The sequence below is a fragment of the Aeromonas sp. genome (genome assembly GCF_051657805.1).
Classification (GTDB): Bacteria; Pseudomonadota; Gammaproteobacteria; order Enterobacterales; family Aeromonadaceae; genus Aeromonas.
This window is the reverse complement of the sequence record NZ_JBOFLJ010000003.1, coordinates 299,650-318,237: the sequence shown is the minus strand read 5'-3', so window position 1 is coordinate 318,237 and position 18,588 is coordinate 299,650. Positions and strand designations below refer to the sequence as shown.

The window sequence follows — 18,588 nt, the reverse complement described above, 5'->3', positions numbered from 1 at the left end:
CCAATAACGCACCATGAGCGAAAAATAAGCAAGCCATAGTCGCGAGATCCCTCTATAATTGCCAACGTCTTGAGAGGCTTATCACATTTTTCAAGACAGCAGAACAAAGTGGCGCTATAATCGCCGCCTTTTGCTATTCCGCGGTGTTAGCCGCCTGCCTTAATCTGGAAGAATCTATGTCTGATACCGAACAACTGCCCCTTTTTAGTGAGCTTGGACTGGCCGCGCCCGTATTGAAAGCGCTGCAGGACGTGGGCTATGAGCGCCCGTCTCCCATCCAGGCCGCAGCAATCCCCCACCTGATGGCGGGACACGATCTGCTGGGGCAGGCACAAACCGGTACAGGGAAGACCGCTGCTTTTGCCTTGCCTCTGTTGTCTCGTCTGGAAGCTGGTAACCGTAACACCCAGATCCTGGTGCTGGCGCCGACCCGCGAACTGGCTCTGCAGGTGGCCGAGGCGTGCCAACGCTACGCCCACCACATGCCCGATTTCCACGTGCTGCCCATCTACGGCGGCGCCTCCTACGAAACCCAGACCCGCGCCCTGCGCCGTGGTGCCCAGGTTGTCGTCGGTACCCCGGGCCGCGTGATGGATCTGATCCGTCGCAAGAACCTGGACCTCTCCGGTCTGAAAGCCCTGGTGCTGGATGAAGCGGACGAAATGCTGCGCATGGGCTTCATCGACGACGTGGACTGGATCATGGATCAGTGCCCGGCCGGCCGTCAGGTTGCCCTCTTCTCCGCCACCATGCCGGAGCAGATCCGCCGCGTGGCCCAGAAGCACCTGAAGCAACCCAAAGAGATCAAGATCGCCTCCAAGACTGCCACCGCCACCACCATCCGCCAGCGCTACTGGCAGGTGACCGGTCTGCACAAGCTGGACGCCATGACCCGTCTGCTGGAAGTGGAGCCCTACGAGGCCCTGCTGGTCTTCGTGCGCACCAAGAACGCCGCCGAAGAGCTGGCCGGCAAGCTGGCCGCCCGTGGTCATGCCTGTGAAGCCCTGCACGGCGACATCCCGCAGAAGCTGCGTGAGCGTACCGTCGACAAGCTGCGTCAGGGCCAGCTGGACATCCTGATCGCCACCGACGTGGTCGCCCGTGGTCTGGACGTCGAGCGCATCACCCACGTGGTGAACTACGACATCCCCTACGATACCGAATCTTACGTTCACCGTATCGGTCGTACCGGTCGTGCCGGTCGCAAGGGTGAGGCCATCCTGTTCGTGGCTCCCCGTGAGCGCCGCATGCTGCGCGCCATCGAGCACGCGACTCGCCAGGCGATCGAGCCGATGAAGATGCCGAGCACCGAGGACATCAACCAGCACCGTCTGGCCAAGTTCAAGGAGCGCATCCGCGAGACCATGATGGGTGAGGAGCTGGAGATCTACCACAACCTGGTGAACGAGCTGATCCAGGAAGACTCCGCCGATCCGCTGGAACTGGCTGCCGCGCTGGCCAAGCTGGTGCAGGGTGATCAGCCGCTGCTGCTGGATGATTCCATCCCGGATCCCCTGTTCAGCAACAACAACGATCGTGGCGGCTTCGAGCGTCGTGACTTCAACGACCGCGGTGGCCGCGAGTTCAACGACCGTGGTGGCCGCGACTTCGCCGACCGTGGCGATCGTCCCGCCCGCCGCATGCCGTCCCTGGAGCCGCGCCCGCTCAAAGACAACCCGGACGTGGAGATGGAGCGCTACCGCGTTGACGTGGGTGCCCACCACGGCGTCAAACCGGGCCAGATCGTCGGTGCCATCGCCAACGAGGCGAACATCGAGAGCCGCTTCATCGGCAACATCGACATCGCCGATGACTTCTCCACCGTCGATCTGCCGAAAGGCATGAGCGCCGAGGTGCTGGAAGTGATCAAGAAGGCTCGCGTCTGCCAGCGTCCGCTGCAGATCAGCCGCTACACCGAGGTGCCGGCCGGCAGCAACACCGCCCCCCGTCCGCCCCGCAGCGACCGTCCCTTCAACAAGGAGCGTCCTTTCAACAAGGATCGCCGTCCCCAGGGTGACCGTCCCTTCAACAAGGGCGGAGAGCGCCGTGAAGGTGGCTTCAACAAGGATCGCAAGTTCAGCAAGCGCCGCGACAGCTAAGCCCGTATCGCACTGAAAAAGACCGCTCATGGAGCGGTCTTTTTTTATGGGCGCCGATCAGGGAGAAAATCCAGGGTGTAGCTGACAAGATATGGCCGGATTTTCTGGCCTCAGAACTCCGGGGAGGATTTTGGCGGAGAGCGGGGTGTGCTTGTGGGGCTCAGGGACATGGCGCTGCGGGATGATGAGGAGGGGCGGGTGGACAGACTGGGGCTATGGGGGGGATGCTGGCGGTGGAGGCAGGATCTTTCTCGGTGGTGACCAGGCTCTGGGGTTGGGCCAACCCGTGGTGTCCAAGCTGATTGCCCAGCCGGAGGCCCGTCTGGAAAGTCCTCTGCTGCTGCGTTCTCCACTGGCCTGACCCAGACCGAGGCGGGGGCTTGGCTGACCGGCCTGCCCGAGTTGCAGCCGAGAGTCACTCATTGCCCGGCGGAATCGCTGTGATGGCGTGTGTACTGGGCTGCCAGCGGATCTCTGAGCATGTCTGAGGACGCTCCAATGAAAAGAGGCGACCCTGGGGTCGCCTCTTGCATTGCATCTGCGTTGCCAGCCGCGGGCTTAGAGCACCATGGCGGCAATCCAGCCGAAGATGATGAGGGGGATGTTGTAGTGGATGAAGGTGGGCACCACGCTGTCCCAGATGTGATCGTGCTGGCCGTCGGCGTTGAGCCCTGAGGTGGGGCCCAGGGTCGAATCCGAAGCAGGTGAGCCCGCATCCCCCAGGGCGCCGGCGGTCCCCACCAGGGAGATGGTTGCCAGGGGGGAGAAGCCGAGGTGGAGGCAGAGCGGCACATAGATGGTGGCGATGATAGGCACGGTGGAGAAGGAGGAGCCTATCCCCATGGTAATGAGCAGGCCCACCAGCAGCATCAGGAAGGCGGCGATGCCCTTGTGACCCGCCATCATGCCGGAGACGGCCTGCACCAGGCTCTCGACCCCGTGGGTCTCCTTCATCACGGCGGCGAAGCCGGCGGCGGAGATCATGATGAAGCCGATGAGGGACATCATGCGCACCCCCTGGGTGAAGGCATCCTGGCTCTCGCGGAACTTGATGACGCCGCCGCAGGTGAAGATGACGAAGCCCGCCAGCGCCCCCAGTACGATGCTGTTGGTCATCAACTGCAGTCCCAGCGCCACGGCGATGGCCAGCAGGGCGACCCAGATGTGGCTGAGGTTGAGATCCACGGTTTCCGGCTCGGCGGCCAGGATCTTCTCCAGATCATACTGGCGCGGCTTGCGATAGCTGAAGAAGACGGCGATGAGCAGGCCGACGAACATGCCAAACACCGGGATGGCCATGGCCAGCGGCAGCTGGCTGTGCTCCACCGGCACCCCGTTGTCGATCAGGTTCTTGGCCAGGATGTTGTTCAGGAAGATGCCGCCAAAGCCCACCGGCAGCAGCATATAGGTCGCGGTCAGGCCGAAGGTGATGACGCAGGCCACCTGGCGACGGTCGATCTGCATCTGGGCCATGACGTGCAACAGCGGCGGGATCAGGATGGGAATGAAGGCGATGTGCACCGGGATCAGGTTCTGGGAAGAGATGGAGACCCCCAGTACCGAGGTGAGCAGCAGGGTCTTGACCCAGAGGATGCGTGAACTGCTGGCATCCTTTCCGAGCTGGCTGATCACCTTGCGGGCCAGCAGATCGGTGATGCCCGAGCGGGAGATGGCCACGGCGAAGGCTCCCAGCATGGCGTAGGAGAGGGCGATCTCGGCGCCGCCCCCCAGACCACCGCTGAAGGTGCTGAGGGTGTGATCCAGCGAGAGGCCGCCGATCAGGCCGCCGACGATGGCACCGATGGCGAGGGAGACCACCACATTGATCCGCAGCAGGCTGAGCACCAGCATCAGCGCCACCGCGATAACAACAGGATTCATTTGATTTCCTTATAGTATGTGTTGCTGTCTGTCTTCTGAAAGGCAGTTAGTTTGCGAAAAATGTGACAAATGTCGAGAAAAAAATCGCCTAAAACCGCTAGTCGGCAGCATCTTGTGGCACAACCTTGATCGGGGCCAGGATTTGGCCTCGCTCTGGCGCGTGCGCCGCCGGCCGCGGGGTGCTGGCCAAACCAGATGGGCGAGCTCGGGTTTGGAACACGCCTGAAAACAGTCAGGCTGCCATGGGGCAGCCTGACTGTCTGGATGCATATCCATGCATTACTCGGCGTCGTCTGCCGTCTCGTCTGCCTCGGCGGGGGGCCAACCCCCCAGGCTCTTCCAGCGGTTGACGATGTAGCAGAAGAGATCCGTGGTGCGCTCGGTGTCATAGAGGGCGGAGTGAGCCTCTTTATTGTCGAACGGGATCTTGGCGCTCTGGCATGCCTTGGCCAGCACCGTTTGCCCCAGGGCCAGGCCGGAGAGGGCGGCGGTGTCGAAGGTGGCGAAGGGGTGGAACGGATTGCGCTTGAGGCCGGCCCGCTCGGCGGCGGCGGTCACGAAGCCGTGATCGAAGGTGGCGTTGTGGGCCACTATGATGGCGCGGCCGCAGTCCTGCTCCTTCATGCCCTTGCGCACCCCCTTGAAGATCTCGGTCAGCGCCTCTTTCTCGCTGACGGCGCCCCGCAGCGGGTTGAAGGGGTCGATGCCGGTGAATTCCAGCGCGGCCTTCTCCAGGTTGGCTCCCTCGAACGGCTCGACGTGGAAATGGAAGATCTGATCGGGCACCAGCCAGCCTTCCTCATCCATCTTGAGGGTATGAGCGGCTATCTCCAGCAGGGCATCGGTACGGGCATTGAACCCGGCGGTTTCTACATCGATGACGACGGGGTAAAAGCCACGAAAGCGGCCTTTGAGGGTGTGAACGGCGTCGGTCATGGTATCTCGGTCGGCGTGAATGTAAGGGCGCATTATGGCAAAAAAGCCGGCCCTTGTCCCTCCCGCGCAAGGCGTTTCTCCCCGGGCCGGGCCCGGGGGGACCATGTTGTCTGCCGAGCTTTCTCCCCGCCCACCACTTTTAGTTGCTAAAGCTTGCCTGCCCCCTGCCGATAGTTAATCCGAGATCGTATGGAGGGCAAGCCGTTGAATGCTTGGGTGTTAGGGTTGGTCAGCATATCCGTGAGTATGCAGTTGCAGGCTGGGGTCACCGAATTTGGTGCCGGCCTGGATCAATCCGTCTGGCGGCTGACCTCGGACTCCCAGGTGGAGTGCCGCCTCGAACACCCCATTCCCCGCTGGGGCACGGGATCCTTCGTGAGCCGTGCCGGTCGCAAGATCAATCTGGACTTCGAGCTGAAGGGGCAGCGCCCCCAGGCCCGCACCCAGACGGTGAGCCTCGGCATCATGCCCCCCAGCTGGCGTCCCGGGGTGTCCGGTCGGCAGATAAGCCAGCTGCAGTTCTACCAGCAGTTTGACGGCCTGGTGGCCGGCCAGACCGCCTGGACCATGCTGGACGAGCTGGAGGGCGGGCGCATGCCGACCTTCCAGTATCGGGACTGGTATCGCCAGGACAGGCCGGTGCGGGTCTCCCTCTCCTCGGTCAACTTCCGGGTCAAGTACCAGGCCTTCATGGACTGCCTGACGGGCCTCCTGCCCTACAGCTTCAACGACATCGCCTTCAGCGTGCTCTCCTACGACAAGAACAGCGACCAGCTGTCGCCGGCATCGAAGCGCCGGCTGGCGATGATCAGCGAGTATGTGAAGGCGGACAAGAGCATAGATGTGGTGGTGATCGACGCCTATAGCGACAGCTATGGCGGCCGCTGGCCGAACCAGAAGCTCTCCGAGAAGCGGGCGGATGCCATCAAGCAGGTGTTCGTGGATCTGGGGATAGAATCTGGCAAGATCTCGGTGGAAGGGCATGGGGAGAAGCAGCACGTGGCCTCCAACGAGACGGAGGGGGGCAGGGCCAAGAACCGGCGGGTGGTGATCAACATGGGCCGCAACGGCACCATCTGATAAGCAGTGAACCCTGCAGCCTGATTGCGTTAGCCCATCACCTTCTGCGGTAGAACATCAAGGTGGTGACATATCACACTGCCATGCCGGCGCCAGCTTCCCCATCTCCTGGTGATGGTTGCCCTGTCTCCATCATCTTTTTCCTGATTAACGGGTATAAAAAATGCCAGCTGGCTGGGCCGACTGGCATTTTTTCAATGCTGAGCGAACTTATTGTGCCAGCTTATTTGGCCAAGGATTCCGGCAGGTGCTCGCGGATCTTGCCGAGCATCTCTTTCAGGACGCGCGGGTTGGCGACGACCATGTTGCCGGAGTTCTCGTAGTTGTGACCACCCACGAAGTCGGTGACGATGGCGCCGGCTTCCTTGGCCAGCAGTTCACCGGCTGCGGTTTCCCAGGGCTTCAGGCCGATTTCCCAGAAACCGTCGATGCGACCGGCGGCCACATAGGCCAGATCCAGGGCGGGGGAGCCAGCACGGCGGATGTCGGCACACTCGATGAACATGCTCTGGAACATCTTCAGGTAGGGCTCGATGTGGTGCTTCTGCTTGAACGGGAAGCCGGTGGCCAGCACGGTGCCGGCCATCTCGCGGGCCTTGCCCACACGGATGCGGTAGCCGTTCAGCTGAGCGCCGTTACCGCGAGTGGCGGTGAAGAGTTCGTCGCGAATGGGATCGTAGACAACGGCTTGTTCGGTCTTGCCTTTCACGCGCAGGGCGATTGAAACGGCGAAGTGCGGAATGCCTTTGACCAGGTTGGTCGTGCCATCCAGTGGGTCGATGATCCATTGGTAATCCGGATTGGTACCGGCAATCTCACCAGACTCTTCAGCCACGATGCTGTGTTCCGGGTAAGATTTTTTGATGGTGTGAATGATGGCCGCTTCGGCGTCGCGGTCAACGTTGGTCACGAAGTCATTGCTGCCTTTCTGGATAGCCTCGATGTTCTCGGGCTGGGAGAAGGCTTTTACTACAACTTGACCGGCGTTGCGCGCAGCGCGCACGGCGATATTCAGCATCGGATGCATAGGTTCACCACTGGATGTTAAAGAACGGGGGATAAAAGGACGCGATATCTTACCAAGATATTCTGGAATGGCAACCATTGCCGACGCCAATCGTCAGATTAATAACTGCCAGATCTGTCGGTTCCAATAAAGGCCTATCATGGGCTAGTCTTATCGCGACAGCCGCATAACAGGCTGTGGTGAGCATAGGGAAATGAACCATGAATCTGTCATTAGTCAGTCAGAAACCGTTAGCCGCAAACGCACAGGGAGTGCTGGCAGCATTGCGCGCCTCTAATGGATTTGATCATTACTTCAATGAAGTACGAGTGGCACAACCTGGTCAGTGGCAGCCGGGGGCCCAGGAAGTGGCCATCTTGCTGCTGGAGGAGGGGGACGCCGCCTGGCCCGCATTCAGCTGGCCGGGTGACAACGGTGGCGGGCTGGGATTGCCCGTGTTGCCGCTGCTGGTCCACAAGCAGAGTGACGGGACGACCCTGGCCGGGCCGGATGTCCGGGATCCGCACCTCTACTTTGTCTCCAACGGCATAGTGCTGGATGAAGCCGAACTCGCGGATCCCGCCTGTAGCCGCGTTTTGCAGAGCAAGCTCGAATCCTACTTCCCCCTGCTGTCCCGCCTCACCCTGCTCCGTCAGCGCCAGCCCCAGGGGCTGTGCAACTAGGCTCCCCCTCCTGGTGGACTGTTCAAACGGCGCAATATTTGTCATAACTGACCGGTATTGCGCCGCCGTGATCCGCTCGCCCGAGTCTCTGTGTGGTCACGGCACAGGGAAGACTTGTCCACGGAGAGTGATATGAAGGTTTATGAGCTAAGGCGCACCCCCAATGCCCGTCGCGTCAGGATGTTCCTGGCGGAGAAGGGCATAGCGATGACCTATCAGCAGGTCGATCTGGGAGCAGGAGAGAACCTCGGCCCCGACTTTCTGGCGAAGAACCCGGCCGGGCGCATCCCGGTGCTGGAACTCGACGATGGCACTTATCTCAGTGAAACCCTCGCCATCTGCCGCTATTTTGAAGAACTTCATCCCGAGCCGGATCTGTTTGGCAGCACTCCCCTCGAGCGGGCGACCATAGAGATGTGGAGCCGCTTCATCGAGTTCAACCTCTGGTTGCCAACCGGCATGGCGTTTCGCCACATCACGGGGTTTTACAAGGACCGGGAAACCCCCTTCCCCGAGTGGGGGGCAGAGTGCAAGCAGAACGCTAAACTCTGGCTCGAGAAGCTCGATGCCAGGTTGGCACAGGCGCCTTATGTGGCCGGCGAGCGCTTCACCATCGCCGATATCCTGGCCTTGTGCACCATCGACTTTGGCAAGGTGGTGGATCTTCGCATCACCCCCAGCCAGGTTCATTTGCAGGCCTGGCATGAGCGGGTCAGTGCCCGCCCCAGCGCCCAGGCTTGACGACCCAATCCCATGAAGAGACAGTTCCCATGAAAAGGAGTCCAAGATGATCGATCTCTATACCGCCGCCACCCCCAATGGCTTCAAGGTCACCATAGCACTCGAGGAGTTGGGCCTGCCCTACCGGGTGATCCCCCTCGATCTGTCGGCGCTGGATCAGAAGCAGCCCGACTTTTTGGCCATTAACCCCAATGGCCGCATTCCGGCCATCGTCGATCGGGACAACGATGACTTCGCGGTGTTCGAGTCCGGCGCCATCCTCATCTATCTGGCGGAGAAGGCGGGCAAGCTGCTGCCCAAGGATCCCAAACGCCGCTCCCAGGCCTTGCAATGGCTGATGTTCCAGATGGGGGGCGTCGGTCCCATGATGGGGCAGGCGAACGTCTTCTATCGCTACTTCCCGGAGAAGATCCCGGCCGCCATCGAGCGCTACCAGAAGGAGGGGCGCCGCCTGTTCGAGGTGCTGGACGGCCACCTGGCGCACCACGAGTACCTGGCGGACGAGTACAGCATCGCCGACATCGCGACCTGGCCCTGGGTGCGGATCCACGAGTGGAGCGGCATCTCCATCGAGGGACTGACTCATCTGCAGGCCTGGATGGATCGCATGGCGGCCAAACCCGCCTGCCAGAAGGGGATCAACATACCGCCGCGCAAGGAGGAGACGCCGGAAGAGGCGGCCAAGCGGGTGCAGTCCATGATGACCCGCTGAGCGACAAATGAAGTGATGGCCCCGAAGAGGGGCCATTTTTTTATCCATTTTCTCGCGGCTCTCATGGGGTGGCACTGGGTTGTGCTTGGTCGTTAACCGGGGAGCAGCGGTCCATACCCTCCCAACCCCGCCTCTTGTGCCAATGGTCATTATCCATCGCCGTTCAAAAAACATTATCGTCGCCCCATTTTGTTATGTTATAACGAATCATATTTTTCTTGGTAATGATTTTCGTTTGGATGGACAGGATGACAAGAAGATACAGGCATGCAGCATGGTGCACGCTGGCGCTGGTGGCGGGGATAAGTGGCGCCCATGGCAAACCGCTTTCCATGGTCGGACCCTGGGAAATCCACAGCCTGGATCCCGCCAGTAACGGGGTCTTCTTCACCCGCTTGCAGGTGGCGGAGACGCTGGTGGAGGTCGATGGCAAGGGGAGCCTGCTACCCGGCCTCGCCAGCGCCTGGTCGGTGTCTGAGGATGGCTTGCAGTGGCGCTTTACCCTGCGTCCCCACGCCCATTTTCACGACGGAACCGAGGTGAGTGCCGAGCAAGTCGCCTGGGCACTGCAGCAGGCCAGGGGGAAGCCAGGGGTATTGCAAAGCGCACCTATCGCCGTGATGGAGGCCAGGGACGGCGCCCTCCTGGTTACCCTGCACGAGCCCTTCGCCCCCCTGGCCGCCGTGCTGGCCCACCCCAGCACCCAGATCCTGGCCAGGGCCGCCTATGACGACAGGGGGCAGGTGATCCGGGTCATAGGCTCCGGGCCTTATCAGATAGCCCAGTTGCAGCAGCCCCAGCGGGTCGAAACCATCCGCTTCGATGGCTGGGATGGCCCCAAGCCTGCCATCGAGCAGGTCAGTTATCTCACGGTCGGGCGCGCCGAGAGCCGTACCCTGATGGCCGAGAGCGGTCAGGCGGACATCGCATGGGGGCTGGATCCTGTGAGTATCCGTCGTCTGCAGCAGGCGCCCAGGGTGAGCATCGCCTCGGTGACCCTGCCGCGCACCATACAGCTCAAGCTGAACGGCGCCGACCCGCGTCTGAGTGAGCCCGCGGTGCGCCGCGCACTCAGCCTCGCCACCGACAGGGTCGGCATGGCGACCGCCTTGCTGCGGGATCCCGAGATGGCGGCGACCCAGCTTTTCCCCCCGAGTCTGAGAGAGTGGCACCAGCCCGGGCTCAGCCCTTTGGCCTATGACGTCAAGGCCGCCCAGGCGGCGTTTGCGGCGGCGGGCTGGCAGCCGGGGAGCGATGGCGTGCTGCAAAGAGGGGATGAGCGCTTTGCCCTGACCCTGCGCACTTTCCCGGACAGGCCAGAGCTGCCGCTGCTGGCCACGGCGCTGCAGGCCCAGTGGAAGGCGGTGGGGGTGGATCTCAAGGTGGCGGTGGGGAACTCGAGCGAGATCCCGGCGGGTCATCAGGATGGCACCCTCCAGCTCGGCCTCTATGCGCGCAACTACGCCCTGGTGCCGGATCCCCTGGTGACCCTCATGGGGGATCTGGCGCCGGGTGGTTCGGACTGGGGGGTGATGCACTGGCAATCTGCGGCCCTGACGAATCAGCTCGCCCGGCTTGGGCGGGACAAGTTGCCTACCGATGAGGCCGCCGCACTTCGCTTGAACATCGCCACCCACTTGCAGCAGGAACTGCCCCTGTTGCCGATCGCCTGGTATCGCCAGAGCGCGGCGGTGAGCCGGGATCTCAAGGGCTTTGAACTGGATCCCCAGGAGCGCAGCTACTATCTGACCCGGCTCTCCTGGGGCCAGCCATGAACGGTATCTCCATGAGCGCCGTGATGGGGATCCTGAGCCAGCGGCTGGTGCAGGCCCTGATGGTGGCATTGCTGGTGGCGGGACTCTGTTTTCTGATGGTGCAGTCCCTGCCCGGGGACATCGCCTTTCGCATCGCCGCCGGCCGCTATGGCTATGACTATGTCACCGCCGAGGCCGCCGCCGCGGTGCACACCGAGCTGGGCCTCGCGGGCTCGGCCCTCGGCCGCTTCGGCGACTGGCTCTGGGCCCTGTTGCAGGGGGATCTGGGCAACTCACTGGTGACAGGGGCGTCGGTCTCGGGGGAGATAGCCCATCATCTGGGAGCGACTCTCTCCCTGGCGCTGGCCGCCGTTGCCCTGGCGCTCCTGCTGGCGCTGCCTCTGGGCAGCCTGAGCGCCCTACGCCCGGGCGGGTTCTGGGATCGTTTGACCCTGGGCTGGAGCGTGTTGATGCGGGCACTGCCCCCCTTCCTGCTCGGCCTGGTGTTGATGGTGCTGCTCTCCGCCGAGCTCGGCTGGCTCAGCGCCGTCGGCCACGGGGAGGGGCACAGCCTCTGGCTGCCGGCCCTGACCCTGGGGCTCGGCCTCTCCGGCGTGTTGGCTCGGGTGGTACGCGAGAGCATGCTGGGGGTGGTGGCATCCCCTTATTACCGCTTCGCCCGCACCAAGGGGCTCTCCCCCTGGCGGGTATTCTGGCGCCATGGCCTGCGCAACAGCGGGGTCAGCATCATCGCCTACACCGGCGTGCAACTGGTGCTGCTCATCGAGGGGGTGGTGGTGGTGGAGAGCCTGTTCGCCTGGCCCGGCATCGGCCACGCCCTGGTGCACGCCGTCTTCTGGCGCGACGTGCCCATGGTGCAGGGCACAGTGCTGGTGCTGGCGGCGCTCTTCGTGCTGCTCAACACCCTGACTGACTTACTCTGCCTGCTTATCGATCCCCGCGGTTCCAAGGAGTCCTGATCGTGTCTTATTCATTCAAGGCCGGCCTGGCCTTGTTGCTGTTGATGGTGCTGTTCGCCCTGCTGGCCCCCCTCGTCTGGCCCGATCCTGCGGCTCAGGATCTCTCCCGCTTCCTGGCGAGCCCTTCCTGGCAGGAGCCATTGGGGCAGGATCAGATGGGCCGCAGCCTGATGGCGCGGCTGGCCTCGGCCGCCCGACTCTCCCTTACCCTGGGCGCGCTGTGCGTGCTCACAGCCGCCCTGCTCGGTTGCCTGCTCGGCTGGCTCAGCGCCTGGCACGGGGGGTGGCTGGACGGGCTGCTGCGCAGCCTGGCGGATGGCGTGCTGGCCCTGCCGAGCCTGCTGCTGGTGCTGCTCTTCTCCGCCATGGCCCAGGGGGGCTTTGCCATCCTCTATCTCGGCCTGGCCATGGCCCAGTGGGTGGAATACTACCGGGTGGTGCGGGCCCGCAGCCGCACCCTGCTGGTCTCTCCCCAGGTGGAGGCTTCCCGCCTGCTCGGCTTTGGCAATGGCTATGTGATCCGTCGCCACCTCTGGCCCGAGCTGGCTCCCCAACTGCTCACCATGATGGCCTTCGGCCTCGCCGGGGCCATCCTGACCCTCTCGACCCTGGGCTTCGTCGGGGTGGGCATTCAGCCGCCGACCCCGGAACTCGGCCTGATGATGACGGAGGCGCTGCCCCATTATCAGGAGGCGCCCCGCCTGCTGCTGGCCCCCATCGCCGTGATGGGACTGATGTTGCTGGCCTTGGTGCTACTCAATCAAGGGGCGGCGTGCCGGGAGAACGACCCCACGCCGCCGGGACAAAGGCAGGCAGTGAAAGCAGGAGGATCCTCATGAGCGCCATCCATATCGAAGGCATCAGGGTCAGGAATGGCCGCGAGACATTGTTGCAGGAGCTGAGCCTCGCGCTCTCGCCGGGACAGGCGCTGACCCTGATCGGGGAGAGCGGCTCCGGCAAGTCCCTGCTGGCCCACGCCCTGATGGGCACCTTGCCCAGGCCGCTCACCGGCCAGGGACAGCTGACGGTGGCGGGCCGGCACTACGATCTGGAGACACCGGAGCGGCTGCGCACCCTCTGGGGACGGGAGATCGCCATGCTGCCCCAGGAGCCTGTGCTGGCGCTGGATCCCACCATGGGGTTGCTGCGCCAGGTGGAGGAGGGCTGGCTCGGTGACCGCCCGCACGCCAGGGTGCACGCCAGGGCCGCCTTGTCGGGGTTGGGGCTGGCCGGTTGTGAGGGTCATTTCCCCCACCAGATCTCCGGCGGCATGGCCCAGCGGGCGGCCTTCGCCGCGGCCACCCTGGGGCAGGCGCGCCTGCTCATCGCGGACGAGCCCACCAAGGGGCTAGACAGCCGGGCCCGGGCCCGCTTGCTGCAACTGCTGCTCGGCTACCTCGCCGAGTCCCGCCACCTGTTGACCATCACCCATGATCTCGCCCTGGCCCGGGGGCTGGGGGGCTGGGTGCTGGTGCTGCGGGACGGGGACGTGGTGGAGCAGGGGCCAGCCGAACGGGTCCTGCACCAACCAACCCATCCCTATACCCGCCAACTGCTGGCGGCGGAGCCATCGGCCTGGCCCGTATCCCGTTTCCCGGCCAAGGGGGAGTGGCTGCTCAAGGGGGAGGGGCTCGGCATGGGCTATGGGGACCAGACCCTGTTCGAGGGGCTCGACGTACAGATCGCGGAGGGGGAACGGCTGGCCGTCATGGCCCCGAGTGGTGTCGGCAAGAGCACCCTCGGCAACCTGCTGCTCGGCCTACAGTCGCCCCGAGCGGGGCGGGTGAGGCGAAGGGCGGGGATAGCACCCCACCGCTGGCAGAAGCTCTATCAGGATCCGGTGCAGGCCTTCGCCAGCCGGGTGCGCCTCGGCACCCTGTTCGACGATCTGCTGCGCCGCCATCGGCTGTCCCGGTCAGCGCTGGATGGTTATCTCGAGCGGCTCGGGCTCGATCCCTGGCTGCTCGAGCGGTTGCCCGGCCAGGTCTCCGGTGGCGAGTTGCAGCGGCTGTCCCTCATCCGTGCCCTGCTGCTGCGCCCCGTGCTGCTGTTTGCCGATGAACCGACCTCCAGGCTCGACCCCCTCAGCCAGCAGCAGACCATGGCCTGCCTCGACAAGACCCTCGGCGAGACAGGTTGCGCCCTCCTGCTGGTGACCCACGACGAGGATCTGGCCCTCAAGATGGGGGAGCGTTGCCTGCTCCTCGAGGGGGGCTTGCCCCCGTCAGCGACATCTGCCCGACCCTCCCTGGCGGCGTGCGGCTAAGCGGCCGTCAGAGGAGGGGGTGAACACAGATAAGCCCCTGATTCTTATGTCCGGCGGGGCAGTTTGCCCCGTCACATTAGAAAAACTAGGGAAAGCAGATTATAAAGATTCGTTCGTTTTTTGTGATATGAATCACTAATATTGCCGCTGCCAGAAGAGCGTCCTGCTCCTGGCGGGTGCGGGTCCTCCGCCTTGTGTGTTTACCCTCAGTGACCTTGTTTGGATCCCCTCGCAGCCCTCTGCCAGGGGCGTGGCAGCATTTTGATGATTTTCGGACGACAGCTATGAATCGGCACAGTTTCTATCCCCTCTTCTTCCTGACCATCTTGATGGTCGCCGTGGGTCAGATGACCCAGACCCTGTATGTGCCCTCCATTCCCATGATGGCGGGGGACTTCCATGTGGCCTCCGGTCAGCTGCAGGCGGTGATGGCTTGCTACCTCATCCCCTACGGTCTCTCCCAGTTCGTCTATGGCCCCCTGTCGGACAGGATCGGTCGCCGCCCCGTGCTGCTCATCGGCATGATGGTGTTCCTGGTCGGCACCCTGACCATACAGCTGATCCCGCACTTCGCAGCCCTGCTGGCCGGCAGCTTCATCCAGGGGCTGGGGACGGGGGCCGGCGGCGCCATGAGCCGTACCGTGATGCGGGATCGCTACAACGGCGCCGAGCTGAACCGGGCCAACAGCCTGGTGAGCATGGGGGTGATCTTCTCCCCGCTGCTGGCCCCCGTGCTGGGGGGCTGGTTGACCGAGCTGTTCAACTGGCGCGCCGGATACTGGTTCCTGTTCGGCTTCGGCGCCCTGACTACCCTGGCGCTGCTGCTCTGGTTCGCCGAGACCTTGCCCGAGGCGGCCCGCCAGCAGCCGCTGCGAGTTGGCGCCGCCTACCGCCACGTGCTCGGCAATCCGCGCTTCCAGGGCAACCTGCTCTGCCTGATGGCCACCTTCGCCGGGCTCGCGGTGTTCGAGGCGGCGGCCGGTGTGCTGCTCGGCGATGTGCTCAAACTGAGCGCCCGCACCGTCAGCGTGCTGTTCGTGCTGCCGCTGCCCGGCTACCTGTTCGGGGCCTGGCTCTCGGCCCGTCTGAGCTATCGCCTGAGCCAGGGCAAGCTGATGCGCCTCGGCATCGCCTTCCTGGGGCTGGGGTCCCTCATCATCCTGCTGCCCGGGCTGTTCGGGCTGGTGAGTGCGGCCTCCCTGGTGGGCGGCGCGGCTGTCTACTTCATCGGTAGCGGTATCCTCTATCCGACCGCCACCTCCTGCGCCATCGAGCCCTTCCCGGGTCAGGCGGGGACGGCCGGAGCCATCCTCGGCGGCATGCAGAACCTGGGGGCGGGTATCGTCACCCTGCTGGCGGCCAGCTTCCCCATGCAGGGGCAGCTGACCCTGGGGGTCATCATGACGGTGATGGTGCTGATCGTGGCCCTGAGCTTCCTCTGGCTGCGTCATCACGGCTCACCCCACGAGCAGATGGCCGTCTGACGCGCCCTCGCCTGTCAAAAGCCCACCCATCCCGGCGGGCTTTTTCATGGGTGCTTATCCTGCGAGAAGGTGGGAAATAGGGGAGGGTGAGCCAAGATAACACTCTGCCTTGATGCAACCTGGCAGCAATAGGTGGCGGTGTGTGAAGTGGCAGAGCGGATCGCCATGTTGGCGGGAAGCAGGCAAAGAAAAAGCCCGTCAGTATACTGACGGGCTTTTTGGTTGGCACCCCGGAATGCCGTTGCCGGTTTGGGCCCTTGAACCGTCGGTTCAAGGCGGGGATCGTGTCTGACCGCAGGCTTCTCGGTCGAGCCGAGCATGCGCAATAGCCAGAAGGCAGATCCCCTGTTTGGTATGAATATCGGCTCGGGGACTTGAACCGGCTGACAAACACTCCAGGGAATTCTTGAAACAGGTGGCGATTAGGGCTGAAGGCCCTCTTCTTCATTGGACTCGCCATATTGTCCGTGCTCGATCAGGGCTGCTTCTATGGTGCGCTGCAGCATCTTGATCCGCTTGTCCATGGTCTCAGAGTATTGGTGGTTTTTCTCTTTTTCAAGGCAAAGCTCATGACAGAAATTGAGCGCCGCCATCACAGCAAGTTGTTCGTTGCTGGAGACCTTGGAGCGCTGACGCAAGTCGATGAGCTTGTCCGACAACTGGTCGGCGGCCTGGCGCAGGGCGTCCTGTTGTCCCAGGGGACAGGATACTTTGTAGGGACGTCCCAGAATGACGATTTCTACGGCCTCTATGCTCATGCCTTCCTCAATACGGCGGGGCTTTTCTCCGCCTTTATCCACGTGGACAACTGGGCGGGACTATATAGCGCAGATGCAGAAGTTTCAAGGCCTTGCTGGCTCTGGAAGGGGGAGAATGCTAGGATCCTGACCATAAATTTCGCATATTTGCCTGAACTTTGAGCGGATCGTAGATGAGCAAAACAACCCCCCTGAAATACGCGGCCGTGGCCGACCTGATGGAGCAGCATGAGCTGATGGCGACGGCTGTCGAGGCCCATGGCGTGATCTGTGGTCTGATCTGCGGTGGCGTGGCGCTGGACGACAAGAGCTGGCTACCCCCCTTCAACGATCTGGTCAACGACGGTTTCGGTCTACCGGCCCCGGTGCGCCAGGTGATGACCGACCTCTATCAGGGGGTCATCGAGAGCCTGATGGCCCAGAAAGGGGTCGAGCTGCTGCTGCCGAGCGATGAGGCGCCGCTGGATGAGCGCATCGACTCCCTGGTGGACTGGTCCCAGGCCTTCCTCGCCGGTTTCGGTGTGGTGCAGCAGGAGCTCTCCCGGGCCTCGGAAGAGCTGCAGGAGATGATCCAGGACATCGCCAGCATCACCCAGGTGAGCGCCGAGTTCGATCAGGAAGACGAGGAGAACGAAGCCTCCTTCCTGGTGCTCTACGAGCACGTGCGCCTCGGCGTCATGATGGCGTTCGAGGAGTTTGGCAAGCGCCCGGAGACCCCGAGCACCCCGCCGACCCTGCACTGAGCCTCGCCGGCAGAGAGATGACACAGAGCGCCCCTTGGCGCTCTGCTCTTTTGTTGCGAGCGTGGCGGCGGGCACCCCCTGGCAGGGGAAATGAGTTAACCACCGGACGCCACTGCGCTTTTTGCCCGCGCTGTCGCATCCTGCCCCCGGGCTTTGTGGTAGCATTGCCCCACGTTTTCAGTTTTCTCCCTCATCTCATGTCTCAATCTGATCTGGTTCACGTCGATGTGGCTATCGTCGGCGGCGGTATGAGCGGCGCCGTGCTGGCACTCTCCCTCGCGGCCCTGCGCGGCGCGGATGGCGAGCCCCTGCGGATCCTGCTGCTGGAGGCGAGCGCCCCCGAGCTCAATGCGCACCCCGGCTTCGATGCCCGGGCCATCGCCCTGTCGGCGGGCACCTGCGAGGCCCTCACCCGGCACGGTCTCTGGCCGCGCTTCGCCCCCCACTGCGCCCCCATCACCCATATCCATGTCTCCGACAAGGGCCATGCCGGCCAGACGCACCTCTCTGCTGCGGAATATGGCTTGCCGGCACTCGGCCAGGTGATCGAGCTGTCGGCGGCGGGGATCACCCTGCAACAGGGGATGGCACAGTGCCCGCACATCCGGGTCTGTTGCCCGGCCCAGCTGGCGGACATGGTGCCGCTGGAGGAGGGGGTCAGGCTGCGCCTTGCCAGTGGCGAGCACTACCAGACCCGGCTGCTGGTGGCGGCCGATGGGGGCAACTCCACCGTGCGCCAGCATTTCAAGCTGCCGGTGACCCGCCACGACTACGGCCAGAGCGCCATCATCGCCACCGTCAAGACGGCGGAGGATCCGGCCGGCCGCGCCTTCGAGCGCTTCACCGAGGGGGGGCCGCTCGCGCTCTTGCCGATGCAGAACGGGCTCTCCTCCCTGGTGTGGAGCGTGCGGCGAGATCAGGCGGACGCGCTGATGGGGCTCGATGACGATGCCTTCCTCGCGCAATTGCAGCAGGCCTTCGGTTGGCGCCTCGGGCGCTTCCTGCAGACCGGCAGCCGCCATGTCTATCCCCTGGCCCTGGCGGCCACCGACTATCCCCTGGCCCAGCGCACCGTGCTGGTGGGCAATGCCGCCCATTTGCTGCACCCCATCGCCGGCCAGGGCTTCAACCTCGGCATGCGCGACCTCGACCTGCTCACCCAGGCGGTTGGCAAGGCGATCGCGGCGGGGGAGGACATCGGCAGCTTCGAGGTGCTGAGCGGCTACTGGCAAAAGCGCCGGGACGATCAGGCCCACACCATCTGGCTGACCTCGTCCCTGGCCCAGCTCTTCTCCAACGGCCATGGTCCCTTGGTGGCGGGTCGCAACCTGGCGCTCTCCCTGATGGGTCGCCTGGCCTGCCTCAAGGCGCCGCTGGCGAACCAGACCCTGGGTTTCGTCAGCCAGACGACGAGATGAGGCCGGCTTCCCTGCCAATTGATTGATGATGCCCGGCCATGGCGGCT

Annotated in this window: 17 protein-coding genes and 1 other RNA gene; 12 read left to right on the top strand and 6 right to left on the bottom strand. The window is 63.6% G+C overall.

The features are described 5' to 3' along the window. Positions 1-176: 176 nt before the first annotated feature. Positions 177-2,099, top strand: coding sequence for a DEAD/DEAH box helicase (locus ACRCYW_RS01815; RefSeq protein ID WP_438548467.1), 1,923 nt, complete (start codon positions 177-179; stop codon positions 2,097-2,099). A gap of 558 nt (positions 2,100-2,657) precedes the next feature. On the opposite strand, the gene ACRCYW_RS01810 is transcribed toward ACRCYW_RS01815, so the two are convergent. Continuing rightward, positions 2,658-3,980: a Na+/H+ antiporter family protein gene (locus tag ACRCYW_RS01810; RefSeq protein ID WP_438548466.1), complete on the bottom strand. Its 1,323-nt coding sequence runs from the start codon at positions 3,978-3,980 to the stop codon at positions 2,658-2,660. 279 nt (positions 3,981-4,259) lie between these two features. Next, positions 4,260-4,916: a ribonuclease T gene (rnt, locus tag ACRCYW_RS01805; protein WP_438548465.1), complete on the bottom strand. Its 657-nt coding sequence runs from the start codon at positions 4,914-4,916 to the stop codon at positions 4,260-4,262. A gap of 204 nt (positions 4,917-5,120) precedes the next feature. Between rnt and ACRCYW_RS01800 the strand changes: the two genes are divergently transcribed. Then, a complete protein-coding gene (locus ACRCYW_RS01800) occupies positions 5,121-5,996 on the top strand; it encodes a flagellar protein MotY (RefSeq protein WP_438548464.1) in 876 nt (291 codons plus the stop codon). A gap of 223 nt (positions 5,997-6,219) precedes the next feature. Here ACRCYW_RS01800 and suhB read toward each other — a convergent pair whose 3' ends face one another. Next, entirely contained in the window at positions 6,220-7,023 is an 804-nt protein-coding gene (gene suhB, locus ACRCYW_RS01795; protein ID WP_438548463.1) for an inositol-1-monophosphatase, read from the bottom strand. 200 nt (positions 7,024-7,223) lie between these two features. On the opposite strand from suhB, the gene ACRCYW_RS01790 reads away from it, so the two are divergent. From ACRCYW_RS01790 to ACRCYW_RS01780, 3 genes are all read left to right on the top strand, one after another. After that, complete coding sequence (locus ACRCYW_RS01790; protein ID WP_438548462.1) at positions 7,224-7,685, top strand: hypothetical protein; 462 nt, start codon at positions 7,224-7,226, stop codon at positions 7,683-7,685. Between the two features lie 132 nt (positions 7,686-7,817). Next, positions 7,818-8,426 (top strand): glutathione S-transferase family protein, encoded by a 609-nt coding sequence (locus tag ACRCYW_RS01785; RefSeq protein ID WP_438548461.1) that lies wholly within the window; start codon positions 7,818-7,820, stop codon positions 8,424-8,426. A gap of 46 nt (positions 8,427-8,472) precedes the next feature. Next, positions 8,473-9,138, top strand: a complete 666-nt coding sequence (locus ACRCYW_RS01780; RefSeq protein WP_438548460.1) for a glutathione S-transferase family protein — start codon at positions 8,473-8,475, stop codon at positions 9,136-9,138. Positions 9,139-9,301: 163 nt separating this feature from the next. On the opposite strand, the gene ACRCYW_RS01775 is transcribed toward ACRCYW_RS01780, so the two are convergent. Continuing rightward, on the bottom strand, positions 9,302-9,472 hold the full coding sequence (locus ACRCYW_RS01775) for a hypothetical protein (RefSeq protein WP_438548459.1): 171 nt from the start codon (positions 9,470-9,472) through the stop codon (positions 9,302-9,304). Between ACRCYW_RS01775 and ACRCYW_RS01770 the strand changes: the two genes are divergently transcribed. The 5 genes from ACRCYW_RS01770 to emrD all read left to right on the top strand — a co-directional run bounded on the left by ACRCYW_RS01770 (position 9,471) and on the right by emrD (position 15,622). Beyond that, complete coding sequence (locus ACRCYW_RS01770; protein ID WP_438548458.1) at positions 9,471-10,913, top strand: ABC transporter substrate-binding protein; 1,443 nt, start codon at positions 9,471-9,473, stop codon at positions 10,911-10,913. The two genes, ACRCYW_RS01775 and ACRCYW_RS01770, sit on opposite strands and share 2 nt — an antisense overlap. After that, positions 10,910-11,872 (top strand): ABC transporter permease, encoded by a 963-nt coding sequence (locus ACRCYW_RS01765; protein ID WP_438548457.1) that lies wholly within the window; start codon positions 10,910-10,912, stop codon positions 11,870-11,872. Before ACRCYW_RS01770 ends, ACRCYW_RS01765 begins: the two co-directional genes overlap by 4 nt. Positions 11,873-11,874: 2 nt before the next feature. Continuing rightward, positions 11,875-12,711 (top strand): ABC transporter permease, encoded by an 837-nt coding sequence (locus ACRCYW_RS01760; RefSeq protein ID WP_438548456.1) that lies wholly within the window; start codon positions 11,875-11,877, stop codon positions 12,709-12,711. Then, positions 12,708-14,138, top strand: a complete 1,431-nt coding sequence (locus ACRCYW_RS01755) for an ABC transporter ATP-binding protein (protein WP_438548455.1) — start codon at positions 12,708-12,710, stop codon at positions 14,136-14,138. The genes ACRCYW_RS01760 and ACRCYW_RS01755 overlap by 4 nt, the downstream gene beginning before the upstream one ends. A 284-nt stretch (positions 14,139-14,422) precedes the next feature. Next, positions 14,423-15,622: a multidrug efflux MFS transporter EmrD gene (gene emrD / locus ACRCYW_RS01750; RefSeq protein ID WP_438548454.1), complete on the top strand. Its 1,200-nt coding sequence runs from the start codon at positions 14,423-14,425 to the stop codon at positions 15,620-15,622. Positions 15,623-15,845: 223 nt separating this feature from the next. Here emrD and ssrS read toward each other — a convergent pair. Both ssrS and zapA read right to left on the bottom strand, forming a co-directional pair. Beyond that, a non-coding RNA gene (gene ssrS / locus ACRCYW_RS01745) (6S RNA) lies at positions 15,846-16,027 on the bottom strand. Positions 16,028-16,044: 17 nt separating this feature from the next. After that, on the bottom strand, positions 16,045-16,380 hold the full coding sequence (gene zapA, locus ACRCYW_RS01740) for a cell division protein ZapA (RefSeq protein ID WP_438548453.1): 336 nt from the start codon (positions 16,378-16,380) through the stop codon (positions 16,045-16,047). 173 nt (positions 16,381-16,553) lie between these two features. Here zapA and ACRCYW_RS01735 point away from each other — a divergent pair, with 173 nt between their 5' ends. Both ACRCYW_RS01735 and ubiH read left to right on the top strand, forming a co-directional pair. Then, positions 16,554-17,123, top strand: a complete 570-nt coding sequence (locus tag ACRCYW_RS01735; protein ID WP_438548452.1) for a UPF0149 family protein — start codon at positions 16,554-16,556, stop codon at positions 17,121-17,123. A gap of 197 nt (positions 17,124-17,320) precedes the next feature. Then, positions 17,321-18,541 carry a 2-octaprenyl-6-methoxyphenyl hydroxylase gene (ubiH, locus tag ACRCYW_RS01730; protein WP_438548451.1) on the top strand — a complete coding sequence of 407 codons (1,221 nt, stop codon included), beginning with the start codon at positions 17,321-17,323 and terminating at the stop codon, positions 18,539-18,541. Positions 18,542-18,588: the final 47 nt, after the last annotated feature.